Source organism: Streptomyces sp. NPDC091281 (genome assembly GCF_044757425.1).
Lineage (GTDB): Bacteria > Actinomycetota > Actinomycetes > Streptomycetales > Streptomycetaceae > Streptomyces.
The window spans coordinates 167,764-180,923 of sequence record NZ_JBIVUY010000003.1; the positions used below are offsets into that span (position 1 = coordinate 167,764).

Below are 13,160 nucleotides of genomic sequence, written 5' to 3' on the forward strand. Positions count from 1 at the left end.
GTGCGGACGGAACAGCTGGAGTACATCGCGGCGGTCACCCGGCTCGGGTCGCTGCGCCGGGCGGCGGAGGAACTGCGGCTCTCGCAGCCCGCGTTGAGCGAGACGGTGCGCAATCTGGAGCGCGAGCTGGGGGTGGACCTCCTGGAGCGCAAGCGGTCGGGGGCGACGATGAGCGCCTCGGGCCGGGAGCTGCTGCCGCACATCGCGAGCGTGCTGGAGGCGGTGGACCGGCTGCGCGCGGCGGCGGGCGAGCAGCACCGGATCAGCCGGACGGTGCGGGTGGGCACGGTGAACGCGGCGACGGTGCCGCTGCTGCTGCCCGCGGTGCGGGAGTTCCGGGAGGCGCGTCCGGTGACGCAGGTGGAGGTGGTGGGCGCCCGGCAGGCGGAGATCCACCGGCTGCTGCTGGAGGGCGGTTTCGACCTCGGGCTCGTCAACCACCTGGAGGGCGACGACCCGCCCGCCGACCTGGACTCGACGGTGCTGCTGTCCGGGCGGCCGGTGGTGTGCGTCCGGCCGGACAGTCCGCTGGCGTCCCGTGCGAAGGTCGGCGTCGAGGACCTGCTGGGGGTGCCGCTGATCGGGATGCGGGCGGGCTATGTGATGCACCGGTACGTGCACCGGCTGCTGGCGGGGCGCGGGCCGGTGTTCGCGTACTCCGCGGACGGCGCGGAGATGGGCAAACTGATGGTCGCCGAGGGGCTCGGGGCGACCGTGCTGCCGGACTTCAGCGTGGCCGGGGACCCGCTGGAGCGGGCGGGCGTGCTCACGTACCGTCCGCTGGCCGAGGAGGCCCCGCGGGTGCTGCTGACGCTGCGCGGCCGGCGCGCGGAGGCCGTGCCGCGGGCGGAGGCGGTACGGGACCTGCACGACGTGTTCGTGCGGGTGGCGGGCCGCCTGGGCGCGCCGCGACCGGCGCCCGGGGACGGGTGAGGGGCGCAACGGCGTGCCCGCGCCGTTCCGCCCCTCACCCGTCGCGCCCTGCCCGCGCCTCAGTCCTCGTCGCCCGTCGGCTCCACGACGAGGAAGGCGTCCGACTTGAGGTCCATCACCACGGTCGCGGGGTGCCCCTCGGCGCGCCGCCGCGCCGCGTACTCCTCCGCCGGCCACGCTCCGCGGGGGGCTCCCGCGGGGAATCGCTCCAACACCTTCGCACTCATTGCGGCTGACACCTCCGGATAGGGCCCGTACGTCTCTCGGGATCTGTCGTATGCCCCGGCCGCGCGCGAACATGTTCACGGTGCGTCGGTCCGCGCGGCGGGCCGCGACGGCCACCAGGCCCGCTCGCCGAGGTCCCGGACGAGGGCGGGCACCAGCAGCGAGCGCACGACGAGGGTGTCGAGGAGGACGCCGAAGGCGACGATGAAGGCGATCTGCGCCAGGAACGCGAGCGGGATCACGCCGAGCGCGGCGAAGGTGGCGGCCAGCACGACCCCGGCGGAGGTGATGACGCCGCCGGTGCTGACCAGGCCGCGCAGGACGCCCTCGCGGGCGCCGTGCCGGACGGTCTCCTCGCGGACGCGGGACATGAGGAAGATGTTGTAGTCGACGCCGAGCGCCACCAGGAAGACGAAGCCGTACAGCGGCACGGACGGGTCGGTGCCGCTGAAGCCGAAGAGGTGGCGGAAGACGAGCGCGGACACCCCGAGCGTGGCGAGGAAGTTGAGGGCGACCGTCGCCACCAGCAGGGCCGGGGTGAGCAGGGAGCGCAGCAGCACGGTGAGGATGAGGAAGATGATCGCGAGGACGACCGGCACGATCAGGGTGCGGTCGCGTTCGGCGGTGCGCAGGGTGTCGTACTGCTGGGCGGTGTAGCCGCCGACGAGGGCGTCCGCTCCGGGTATGCCGTGCAGCGCGGTGCGCAACCGGGCGACGGTGTCCTTCGCCGGGTCGCTGTCGGCGGCGGCCTGGAGGGTGACGTCGACGCGGACCCGTCCGTCGGCGACGAGCGGGGTGCCGCCGGGCGCGCCCGACGCGGACACCGGTGCGGCCGAGGCGACTCCCTCGGTGGTCCGGGCGGCGGCGACGACGCGCGCGAGGCGGTCCGCGGCGGCGACGACCACGACGGGGTTGCCGGAGCCGCCGGGGAAGTGGCGGGCGAGGGTCTGCTGGGCGGTCACGGACGGGGCGTCGTCGACGAAGGTCTCGTCCAGGGGGACGCCCTTGGAGGTGAGGGCGGGGGCGAACGCGGCGCAGGCGAGGAGCGCGGCCAGGGAGAGCGCCCACACCTTGCGCGGCGCGCGGTCGACGAGGTCGGCGACGCGGCGCCAGACCCGGCCGCCCGCGTCGCGTCCTTCGGCGGGGCGGATCTTCGCGGGCCAGTAGGCGGCCGGGCCGAGGAGGACGAGGACGGCGGGCAGGAAGGTGAGGGTGGAGACGACGGCGGCGACGATGCCGATGGCGCCGACCGGGCCGAGGGCGCGGTTGTTGGTGAGGTCGCTGAGCAGCAGGGCCAGCAGGCCGAGGGCCACGGTGGCGGCGCTGGCCACCACGGCGCCCCACGAGCGGCGCAGCGCGGCCCGCGCGGCGGCGAACCGGTCGGCGCGGGCGGCGAGTTCCTCGCGGAAGCGCGCGGTGAGCAGGAGCGCGTAGTCGGTGGCGGCGCCGATGACGAGGATGGACAGGATGCCCTGGACCTGGCCGTCGACGCGGACCACGTCGTGGTCGGCGAGCGCGTACACGACGGCGCACGCGAGGCCGAGCGCGAGGACCGCGCCCACGATGATCACCAGCGGGAGCAGGACGCTGCGGTAGACGAGCAGCAGGATGACGAGGACGGTGACCAGGGCGACCGCGAGGAGCAGTCCGTCGATGCCGGCGAACGCGTCGGACAGGTCGGCCTGGGCGGCGGCGGGCCCGGCCAGGGCGACGGTGGTGCCGGGGACGCGTTCGGCGGCGGCGCGGACGCGCTCCAGGGCCGGGGCGAGGTCGTCGCCGAGGTCGGGCCGGAGCGGCACCACGCCCTGGAGGGCCGCGCCGTCCTCGGAGGGCAGCGCGGGGGACGCCCGGCCGGCCGTGCCGGGGGTGCCGTCGAGGGAGGCGAGGGCCTGCCCGGCGGCCTCGCGCCGGTCGGCCGCCGGGGTGTCGCCGTCGGTGGTCCAGACGACGATCACGGGCAGCGTCTCGTCCTGCCGGAAGGCCTTCTGCGCGTCGATGACCTCGGTCGACTCGGCGCTGCGGGGCAGGAAGGCGGCCTGGTCGTTGGTGGCGACCTCGCCGAGCCGCCCGGCGAACGGGCCGAGGACGCCGCCGAGGACGATCCAGACGGCGACGAGGAGCACCGGGACGAGGAGGCGGGCGCCGCGACGGGGGCGGGTGGCAGGGGTGGGCATGGTTCTCCAGCTCGGCGGGACGGGCGGGACGGGTACGGCAGGCAAGCGCCCCCAGGTATCTCGACGAAAAAGAATCTTGATCATCGAGTTACTTGATGGCGGAGTGATCGTAGACCGCGTTCACCCTTCTGCCCGCACCGGGCCCCCGGATGCACGGTCGCGCGCGCGGTCCCGGGCGCCGCGGGGCCGGTGCCGGGGCGCTCACCGTCCGGGTGGGGTGATCTCCGAGAGTTCGTCGTTCATCGCGGTGAGGAAGCGCAGGACGACGCCCAGCTCGTCCTCGGTGAACCGGGACCGGGCGTTGCGGGTGGCCTCGGCGAGCGGGCGGAAGTAGCCGCGGGCCGCCGCGCGGGCCTCGTCGGCGTAGTGCAGGTGCACCACGCGGCGGTCGGCGCTCTCCCGCACCCGCCGGATGTGCCCGGCCCGCTCCAGGCGGTCGACGCAGGCGGTGACGGCGCCGGAGGTGAGGCCGAGGTGCTCGCGGAGCCGGGTCGGGGTCATCAGCTCGTCCGCGTCGAGGATCGCCCCGAGGGCCTGGACGTCGGTGGCGTGCAGCCCGTGGTCGCCCGCGAAGCCGTGCACCAGGCGGTTGATCTCGCCGTTCATGCGCCGCAGCCGTACCGCGAAGGCGTACAGGTCGGTGGGCTGGGGCTGCTCGGAGTCGTTCGCTGGGGCCACGCGGTCAGCGTAGTCCCCGGCGGCGATCACTCGTTCGTGCGCACAAACGGCGTCGTGCGCATCCGCGGGCCGCCCCCGCGTGGAAGCGATCTCCAGGAGGACGCCGACGGCGAGCCCGCGGGGGCGGCCGGCGCAGGACATGAGCACCCGACGAGCGGAGGACCGATGACCGCGGAAGGCCACGACGAGGGCGACCTGTGCCTGGTGACGGGCGCCACGGGATACATCGGCGGCCGCCTGGTGCCGGAACTCCTCGCGGCGGGCCACCGGGTCCGGTGCCTGGCCCGCTCCCCCGAACGGCTGCGGGACTACCCGTGGGCGGGCGCGGCCGAGCAGGTGCGCGGCGACGTCACCGACGCCGCGTCCGTGGCGGCCGCGATGCGCGGGGTGGACGTCGCCTACTACCTGGTGCACGCGCTGGGCACCGGCGACGACTTCGAGGAGACCGACCGCCGGGCCGCCCGGATCTTCGGCGAGCAGGCCCGCACCGCCGGGGTGCGGCGGATCGTGTACCTCGGCGGGCTCACCCCGTCCGACGTGCCGGAGGACGAGCTGTCGCCGCATCTGCGCTCGCGCGCCGAGGTGGGCCGCATCCTGCTGGACAGCGGCGTCCCCACCACGGTGCTGCGGGCGGCGGTCGTCATCGGCTCGGGCTCGGCGTCGTTCGAGATGCTGCGCTACCTCACCGAGCGGCTGCCCGCGATGGTCACCCCGAGCTGGGTGCACACCCGTATCCAGCCGGTCGCCGTCCGGGACGTGCTGCGGCTGCTCGTCGGCAGCGCGGCGATGCCGCCCGACGTCAGCCGCACCTTCGACATCGGCGGCCCGGACGTCCTGACGTACCGCGAGATGATGATCCGCTACGCCGAGGTGGCGGGCCTGCCGCGGCGGCTGATCGTGTCGGTGCCGATGCTCAGCCCCGGCCTGTCGAGCCACTGGGTCGGCCTGGTCACCCCGGTCCCGGCGTCGATCGCCCGGCCGCTCACCGAGTCCCTGAAGCACGAGGTCGTCTGCCACGAGCACGACATCGCGGAGTACGTGCCCGCGCCGCCCGGCCATCCGATCGGCTTCGACCGGGCCGTGCAGCTGGCGCTGCGCCGGGTGCGGGACGCCGACGTCACGACGCGCTGGTCCTCCGCCTCCCTGCCGGGCGCCCCCAGCGACCCGCTGCCCACCGACCCGGACTGGGCGGGCGGCAGCCTCTTCGAGGACTGCCGGGAGCTGACCGTGGACGCCTCCCCCGAGGCGCTGTGGCGGGTGATCGAGGGCATCGGCGGCGAGAACGGCTGGTACTCCTTCCCGCTGGCGTGGGCGGTGCGCGGCTGGCTGGACCGGCTGGTCGGCGGCGTCGGACTGCGCCGGGGCCGGCGGGACGCGGCCCGGCTGCGGGTCGGTGACTCGCTGGACTTCTGGCGGGTGGAGGAGATCGAGCCCGGCAAGCTACTGCGGCTTCGCGCCGAGATGCGGCTGCCGGGTCTGGCCTGGCTGGAGCTGTACGCCGAGACCGACGAGGCGGGCCGCACCCACTACCGCCAGCGGGCGCTGTTCCATCCGCACGGCTTCCTCGGCCAGGCCTACTGGTGGAGCGTCTCCCCCTTCCACGCCGTGGTGTTCGGCGGCATGGCCCGCAACATCGCCCGCGCCGCCGCGGCCGACCCCGCCCCGGCGAAAGCCGCCTGACCACCCGTCATCACCCCTGCCCACAGCCTCCGTTCGTCCCCTACCCTCCCCGGAGTCAGCGTCATGAACGTCTCGGTCGTCCTGTTCACCTCCGACCTGCGGCTGCACGACCATCCGCCGCTGCGGGCGGCCCTGGACGGGGCCCGCGAGGTGGTTCCGCTGTTCGTGCGCGACCGGGCCGTGGACGGCGCCGGGTTCGCGGTCCCGAACCGGCTGGCGTTCCTCTCCGACTGCCTGCGCGACCTGGACGCCGGGCTGCGCGAGCGGGGCGGGCGGCTCGTGCTGCGCACGGGCGACGTCGTCGCGGAGGTGTGCCGGGTGGCCACCGAGGCGGGCGCCGACGAGGTGCACGTCGCGGCCGACGTCAGCGGCTACGCCCACCGCCGCGAGGAGCGGCTGCGGAGCGCCCTGGAGGCCGAGGGCGTACGGCTGCACGTGCACGACACGGTGACGTCGGCCGTCGCGCCCGGCGGGGTCCTCCCGGCGGGCTCGGACCACTTCGCGGTGTTCACGCCGTACTTCCGGCGCTGGTCGCAGGAGCCGCTGCGGGACGCCCACGGCGCGCCCCGGACCGTCCGCGTCCCCGACGGGGTCCGCTCGGACGAACTCCCCTCGCACAAGGGCGTGTCGGAGGGCCTGGCGCCCGGCGGGGAGACCGAGGGCCGCAAGCGGCTCACCACCTGGCTGCGCGGCGGCATCGCCTCGTACGAGGACCGGCACGACGACCTGGCGGGCGACGCGACGTCCCACCTCTCGCCGCACCTGCACTTCGGGACGCTCTCCCCCGTCGAACTCGTCCACCGGGCCCGCTCGGCGGGCGGTCCGGGCGCGGAGGCCTTCGTCCGGCAGGTCGCCTGGCGGGACTTCAACCGGCAGCTGCTGGCGGTCCGCCCGGACGCCTCCGAGGCCGACTACCGCACCCGGCGCGACCGTTGGCGTTCGGAGGAGTCGGCGCGGGAGGACGTCGAGGCGTGGAAAGAGGGCCTCACCGGCTACCCGGTGGTGGACGCGGCGATGCGGCAACTGCGGTACGAGGGCTGGATGCACAACCGGGGCCGCCTGCTCACCGCGAGCTTCCTGGCGAAGACGCTCTACGTCGACTGGCGGGTCGGCGCCCGGCACTTCCTTGAGCTGCTGGTCGACGGCGACGTGGCCAACAACCAGCTGAACTGGCAGTGGGTGGCGGGCACCGGCACCGACACCCGCCCCAACCGCGTCCTCAACCCGGTGCTCCAGGCGAAGCGGTACGACCCGGACGGGGAGTACGTGCGGCGCTGGGTGCCCGAGCTGGCCGACGTGGAGGGGCCCGCGGTGCACGAGCCGTGGAAGCTCCAGGGGCTGGAGCGGGCCGGGATCGACTACCCGGACCCGATCGTCGAACTCCCCGAGGGGCTGGCCCGGTTCAAGCAGGCCCGCGGACTCGACTGACCGCACCGGCCCCCCACCCCCCGCCACCACCGCCCCGCCCCTTCGCTCCAGTTGGACTGGGAGGAGACGCCGTGACCACCCCCCACTGGCTCTTCGGCGACCAGCTCGGCCCGCACTTCCTCGGCCCCGGCCCGGACGGCGCGGACGGTCCGGGCCGGGACGCGCCCGTCGTGATGATCGAGGCCCGCTCGGTGTTCCGGCGCAGACGCTTCCACCGGGCCAAGGCCCACCTGGTGCTGTCCGCGATGCGGCACCGGGCGGCCGAACTAGGCGACCGGGTGCGGTACGTGCGCGCGGAGACCTACCGCGAGGGCCTGGCGAAGGCCCTGGACGGCGGCCCGGTGACGGTGTGTCACCCGACCTCGCGGGCCGCGCTGCGGTTCGTGGAGTCCCTGGACAACGTCACCGTGCTGCCGCCGCGCGGGTTCCTCGTCGCGCACGAGGACTTCCGCCGGTGGGCCGACGGCCGCGACGGACAGCGGCTGCTCCAGGAGGACTTCTACCGCCGGGTGCGCCGCGCCCACGACCTGCTCATGGACGGCGACAGCCCGGCGGGCGGACGCTGGAACCACGACCACGACCACGACAACCGGGAGCCGCCCCCGAAGGGCGTGCGCGCCCTGGACGTGCCCGCGCCCTACCGGCCGCGCGAGGACGCCGTCGACGAGGAGGTCCGCGACGACCTCGACCGGTGGGAGAAGGACGACGGGATCTCCTTCGTCGGCCGGGACGGGCCGCGCCGCTTCCCCGCCTCCCGCCGCGAGGCGCTCGCCGCGCTGCGCCGGTTCGCCGAGCACCGGCTCGCCGGGTTCGGCGCCCACGAGGACGCGATGCTCGCGGGCGACCCCGTCCTCAGCCACAGCCTGCTGTCGTCGTCGCTCAACCTGGGGCTGCTGGACCCCGCCGAATGCGTCGAACTCGCCGAGAAGGCCTGGCGGGCGGGCGACGCGCCCGTCAACAGCGCGGAGGGCTTCGTCCGGCAGATCGCGGGCTGGCGCGAGTACGTGTGGCATCTGTACTGGTACTTCGGCGAGGAGTACCGGCACCGCAACGCCCTCGGCCACCGGGCGCCGCTGCCGGACTGGTTCCTGGAGCTGGACGCCGACGCGGTCACCGCCCGCTGTCTGTCGACGGTCCTGGCGCAGGTGCGCGACACCGGCTGGACCCACCACATCCCCCGCCTGATGGTGCTCGGCAGCCACGCCCTCCAGCAGGGCTGGGACCCGGCCGCCGTCACCGACTGGTTCCACCGCTGCTTCGTGGACGGCTACGACTGGGTGATGCTGCCCAACGTGGTCGGCATGTCCCAGTACGCCGACGGCGGCCGCATGACGACCAAGCCGTACACCTCGGGCGGCGCCTACATCCACCGCATGAGCGACCTGTGCGGGCCCTGCGCCTACCGGCCGACCGACCGGACCGGCGAGGGGGCCTGCCCGTTCACCGCCGGGTACTGGGCGTTCCTGCACCGCCACCGCGAACGCCTGGAGGGCAACCCCCGGATGACCCGCGCCGTCCGGGGCCTGGACCGGCTGCGCGACCTGGACGACCTGCTGGCGGAGACAGCGGAACGCGGGGACGCGGCGCCCTGAGCGCGCCGGTCCGCCGCACGACCCGCCGCCGGTCCGCGTCGACCGGCGGCTGGTCGTGCGGTCAGCCCCGCGGGCCGCGCAGGTCGTGCAGCACCTCGCGGGCCGCGCGGGCGCCCGAGGCGAGGGCGCCCTGCACCGACCCGGTGGCGCGGTGGTCGCCGCAGACGTACCGGCCGGGCGACACGCGCGTGGTCCGGCTGAGCGGCTGGGGCGGCGGCATCGCGGGCAGCGCCTCGGGCACGGTCCGTACGGTGAGCAGGTCCCAGCCGCCCGCGTCGGTCCCGTACGCCTCCCCGAGGGCCCGCCGCACCGCCGGTTCGCGGCCGTCGTCGTCGGCGCCGAGGACGGACGTGGCGATCAGGCTGTGCCCGGCGGGGGCGAGGCGGGACGCGACCTCGGACAGGACGCACGTGTTGAGGAACCGGCGCCGCTCGTCCACCAGGAGGGTGGGTTCGCGCAGCGGCGGACGGTCGGTCACGTGGTAGTACGTCGTGACCTCGCGGTACGGCGGGACGCGCAGGCCGGGCAGGAGCGCGGCCGCGGGCGCGGGGCCGGTGGCGACGACGACGGCGCGGGCCGGGGCCTCCCGGTCCCCCGCGGTGACGACACCCTCGTCGGTGAGGCGGCGGACCGGCGTCTCCAGGCGGACCGTGCCGGCGGGCAGCGCGTCGGCGAGGGCGCGGGGGACGGCGCCGATCCCGGCGGCGGGCAGGCAGAGCGTGCCGCGGAGCATGCTGCGCCAGACCAGGTGGAAGAACCGGCCGGAGGTCTCCAGCCGGTCCTCCAGGAAGACCCCGGAGAGGAACGGGCGGAAGAAGCGTTCGACGAACGCGTCGGAGAACCCGGCGGCGGCCAGGGCGGTCCGGGTGGTGCGGTCCTCGGCGCGCTTGAGGCGGCCCACCGGGGCGAGCAGGTCGCGGGAGGACAGCAGGCCGAGGGCGAGGAGGTCGCGCGGCCCGGCGAGCCGGCCGGGAAGCAGCTCGGTGACGGCACGGGGGCGGCGGGTGGGGTCGCGGAAGCGCAGCGGGCCGTCGGCGGTGTGGACGGTGACGCCCGGCGTGAAGGGCCGCAGGCGCAGTGCGCGCAGGTCGAGGCGGCGGCGCACCTGCGGGTAGGAGGTGTTGAAGACCTGGAAGCCCCGGTCGACGACGAAGCCCTCGACCCGGTCGGAGCGCATCCGCCCGCCGACGTCGTCGGAGGCTTCGAGGACGCGGACGCGCAGGCCCGCGGCCAGCAGGTCGCGGGCGCAGGCGAGTCCGGCGACGCCCGCTCCGATCACGAGGACGTCCGGGGTGTCACTGGCCTTGCTCACACGTGTGCCTTTCGTCGGGCGGGCGGCGCGGGCGGCGATCGTCGTTCTCCTTCTGCCGTCTTCCCGCGTTCCCGTCTTCCCGCGCGCGGCACCCCGCGGATGCGACCGTTCGGGTCACCGGGGAGGCGGGCGGGCCCGGCCGGTCGGGGGCGGGGTGTTCACCAGGTGCGGCCCGCCGTCAGCAGCAGGTCGCGCACGCGCGGCACGTCCGGGTTCTCCGGCGCGCCCGGCCGCTGCACCAGGAACACCGTGTTGATGGGCGGGTCCTCCGGTTCGTGCAGGGCGACCAGCGCCCCGGAGGCCAGTTCACCGGCGCACAGGTAGCGGGGCAGGACGCTGAAGCCCGCCCCGGCGACGACGGCCGCGAGCACCCCGCGCAGGTCGGGCACGGTCAGCGCGGCGGAGCCGGACAGGCGGCGGCCGAAGACGTGCCGCCAGTAGCGGCGGGCGATGGGCAGGTCCTCGGCGTACGTGACCAGCGGGACGGCGGCGAGGGCGGCGGGCAGGTCGGCGGCGCTCCGGCCGGTGAGCCGGCCCGCCCACCCGGGGGCGGCGGCCAGGACGAACTCCTCGTCGGCGAGCGGCGCCGAGACGAGGGTGCGGCCCCGCGGGCGGGTCGTGGCGAGGACCAGGTCGTGGCGGCCCGCGCGCAGTTCGTCGAGCAGCGGGTCGGTCAGGCCGGTCGCCACCCGCAGCCGGAGACCGTCGGCGACCAGCGGCGCCAGGGCGGGCAGGACGCGCAGGCACATCGCCTCGGCCGGACCGGCCAGGTGGACGGGCGCGACGCGGCCCGCGGGCGCGGGTCCGCCGCCCGCGACGGCGGCCAGTTCGTCGAGCGGGCCCTCGATCCGGGCCGCGAGGGCGTCGGCGACGGCCGTCGGGGCGACCCCGCGCGGCAGGCGCTCGAACAGTTCGCGCCCGGCCTGCCGCTCCAGGGCGCGCATCTGGGTCGTCACCGTCGGCTGCGACAGCCCGAGGAGCTGCGCCGCGCCCGTGAACGAACCGGCGCGGTAGACCGCCAGGAAGGTACGCAGCAGGTTGAGGTCGAGGTGCGGGGCGGGGGCTGGGGTGTCGATGTCGCCGTCGGTGTCGCCATCGGTGTCGGTGCCGGTGTCCACGCGGCCCAGTATTCCCGGCGGACCCATCAGGAATCCAATGTCCGACATTGGTGTGCCCATTGGATCTCTATGGCTGGGCGGCCTAGTTTCGGAGGCATCGACAGTCCGGCGTCCCGTCAGGAGGGCGCCGGGAACCGCACCCGCCCCGGAGACCCCCCATGGCCAAGATCCTTTTCGTGATGACCGGCGCCGACCACTGGACGCTCGCCGACGGCAGCAAGCACCCCACCGGCTTCTGGGCCGAGGAGGCCGTCGCGCCCTTCGAGGCGTTCCGGGCGGCCGGGCACGAGATCGTCGTCGCGACGCCCGGCGGGGTGATGCCCCCGCTGGACGCGGGCAGCCTGGCCCCCGACGTCAACGGCGGCCAGGAGGGCGCCGACCGTGTCGCGGGCGCGCTGGCCGGGATCGACGAGCTGAAGCGGCCGATCGCGCTGACGGACGTCGACCTCGACGACTACGCGGCCGTATTCTACCCCGGCGGGCACGGCCCGATGGAGGACCTCGCCGTGGACGCCGACTCCGGCCGGCTGCTCACCGGGGCGCTGGCCTCGGGCAAGGTGCTCGGGGTGGTCTGCCACGGCCCGGCCGCGCTGCTCGCAGCCGTCGGCGACGACGGCCGCAACGCCTTCGCCGGACGCCGGGTCACCGCGTTCAGCAACACCGAGGAGCACCAGGCGGGGCTCGGCGCCAAGGCGGCGTGGCTGCTCCAGGACCGCCTGACCGCGGCGGGCGTGGACGTGGTCGTCGGGGAGCCGTGGGCGCCGCACGTCGTCGTGGACGGCACCCTCGTCACCGGCCAGAACCCGGCCTCCTCGGCGCCGCTCGCCGCCGAGTTGCTGAAGCAGCTGGGCTGATCCGGCCCGCTAGCGGGCCTGCCGTACGTCCGCGGCGTGCCGTGGCTCCCCACGCCGCTCCCCCGGCGGGGCCGCCTCCCGGACGCGGCAGAGCAGGTCCAGCGCCTCGCTGAGACCGGGCGGGCGGTACATGCCGTCCGCAGGGTGTCCGGCCCAGCCCGGTCCGCCGAGCACGACCGTCGTACGCCGCCGGGCCCCGCTGACGCCCCACCGGGTGTCGGCGACCTGGCGGGCGAGGCCGGGACTGGCCGTGGTGCGCGCCTGCGCCCACAGCACCACCGCGACCGGGCCGAGCCGGGCGACGGCGGAGGTGAGCGCCTCCACCGGGACGGCCGCGCCGAGCATGCGGGTGGGGACGCCCCGTTCGGCGAGCCCGGCGTTGAGCGCCTCCAGCGGCAGGGTGTGCCACTCGTCGGGCACGCAGGCCAGGACGACGGGACCGCGTGCGGGGTCGGTGCCGACCGGCGGGCGGGTGACGCGGCGCAGGGTGGTGGAGACGTGCCAGGACAGCAGGTGCTCGACCTCGACGTACCGGTCGCCGGAGGACTGCCACTTGCGGCCGACGGCGTGCAGGGTCGGCACCATCACCTCCTGCCAGGCGACGGCCACCCCGTAACGGTCGAGGACGGCCTCCAACTGCTGCTCGATCGCGGGAGCGTCGAGCCGGACGGCGGCGCGGGCGAGGCCGCGGGCCTCCTGGCGCACGTTCCCGCCGAGCGGGAGGGGGCTCGCGGCGCGCGAGCGCGCCGGGGCGCGGACGGGCTCGGCCGCCGCCGCGGGCTCGGGGTCGGGTTCGGGCGTGTCGTGGCCCTCCATGGCGGCGCGGGCGGCCTCGGCGGGCGGCACCCCCGCCGAGGTGAGGCGGCACATGGCCTCGACCACGGCCACGTCGGACGGCCGCCAGCGCCGGTGGCGCACCCCGTCGCGGACGGCGGGCCCGATGCCGTAGCGGCGGTCCCAGGAGCGCAGGGTGGTGGGCGCGACGCCGAGCCGACGTGCCAGGGCGCCGGTCGTCAGACCGACGGTGTCGAGGCCCGGGGATTCGCTCATGGGGCCGACGATACGACGCGGAATCGACGCACGTGCGGTCCCGGCGGCACCGTCACGCGCACGGGTACCACGGCGCCCCGCCGCCCGCCATCCCCATCCCTACACATAAGGGAAAA

Annotated in this window: 11 protein-coding genes; 5 read left to right on the forward strand and 6 right to left on the reverse strand. The window is 75.8% G+C overall.

Going from position 1 to position 13,160, the window contains the following annotated elements:
- The gene (locus ACIQPQ_RS09590) at positions 1-933 is read left to right on the forward strand and encodes a LysR family transcriptional regulator (RefSeq protein WP_401301967.1); all 933 of its coding nucleotides are present in this window, start codon (positions 1-3) and stop codon (positions 931-933) included.
- Positions 934-992: 59 nt separating this feature from the next.
- Here ACIQPQ_RS09590 and ACIQPQ_RS09595 read toward each other — a convergent pair whose 3' ends face one another.
- The 3 genes from ACIQPQ_RS09595 to ACIQPQ_RS09605 all read right to left on the reverse strand — a co-directional run bounded on the left by ACIQPQ_RS09595 (position 993) and on the right by ACIQPQ_RS09605 (position 4,040).
- On the reverse strand, positions 993-1,160 hold the full coding sequence (locus tag ACIQPQ_RS09595; protein ID WP_383782148.1) for a hypothetical protein: 168 nt from the start codon (positions 1,158-1,160) through the stop codon (positions 993-995).
- Positions 1,161-1,235: 75 nt separating this feature from the next.
- Complete coding sequence (locus ACIQPQ_RS09600) at positions 1,236-3,332, reverse strand: MMPL family transporter (RefSeq protein WP_401301970.1); 2,097 nt, start codon at positions 3,330-3,332, stop codon at positions 1,236-1,238.
- Positions 3,333-3,533: 201 nt separating this feature from the next.
- Positions 3,534-4,040, reverse strand: coding sequence for a MarR family winged helix-turn-helix transcriptional regulator (locus ACIQPQ_RS09605; protein WP_401301973.1), 507 nt, complete (start codon positions 4,038-4,040; stop codon positions 3,534-3,536).
- Positions 4,041-4,175: 135 nt separating this feature from the next.
- Here ACIQPQ_RS09605 and ACIQPQ_RS09610 point away from each other — a divergent pair, with 135 nt between their 5' ends.
- From ACIQPQ_RS09610 to ACIQPQ_RS09620, 3 genes are all read left to right on the forward strand, one after another.
- On the forward strand, positions 4,176-5,690 hold the full coding sequence (locus ACIQPQ_RS09610) for an SDR family oxidoreductase (RefSeq protein ID WP_401301976.1): 1,515 nt from the start codon (positions 4,176-4,178) through the stop codon (positions 5,688-5,690).
- A gap of 63 nt (positions 5,691-5,753) precedes the next feature.
- A complete protein-coding gene (locus ACIQPQ_RS09615; RefSeq protein WP_401301978.1) occupies positions 5,754-7,118 on the forward strand; it encodes a cryptochrome/photolyase family protein in 1,365 nt (454 codons plus the stop codon).
- 71 nt (positions 7,119-7,189) lie between these two features.
- A complete protein-coding gene (locus ACIQPQ_RS09620; protein ID WP_401301981.1) occupies positions 7,190-8,710 on the forward strand; it encodes a cryptochrome/photolyase family protein in 1,521 nt (506 codons plus the stop codon).
- A gap of 61 nt (positions 8,711-8,771) precedes the next feature.
- Here the strand turns inward: ACIQPQ_RS09620 and ACIQPQ_RS09625 are convergent, their stop codons facing one another.
- The gene (locus ACIQPQ_RS09625; RefSeq protein ID WP_401301984.1) at positions 8,772-10,022 is read right to left on the reverse strand and encodes an NAD(P)/FAD-dependent oxidoreductase; all 1,251 of its coding nucleotides are present in this window, start codon (positions 10,020-10,022) and stop codon (positions 8,772-8,774) included.
- 158 nt (positions 10,023-10,180) lie between these two features.
- Complete coding sequence (locus ACIQPQ_RS09630; RefSeq protein ID WP_401302673.1) at positions 10,181-11,167, reverse strand: LysR family transcriptional regulator; 987 nt, start codon at positions 11,165-11,167, stop codon at positions 10,181-10,183.
- A 131-nt stretch (positions 11,168-11,298) separates the two neighbouring features.
- On the opposite strand from ACIQPQ_RS09630, the gene ACIQPQ_RS09635 reads away from it, so the two are divergent.
- Complete coding sequence (locus ACIQPQ_RS09635) at positions 11,299-11,994, forward strand: type 1 glutamine amidotransferase domain-containing protein (RefSeq protein WP_401301987.1); 696 nt, start codon at positions 11,299-11,301, stop codon at positions 11,992-11,994.
- Positions 11,995-12,003: 9 nt separating this feature from the next.
- Here the strand turns inward: ACIQPQ_RS09635 and ACIQPQ_RS09640 are convergent, their stop codons facing one another.
- Entirely contained in the window at positions 12,004-13,044 is a 1,041-nt protein-coding gene (locus tag ACIQPQ_RS09640; RefSeq protein ID WP_401301990.1) for a MerR family transcriptional regulator, read from the reverse strand.
- Positions 13,045-13,160: the final 116 nt, after the last annotated feature.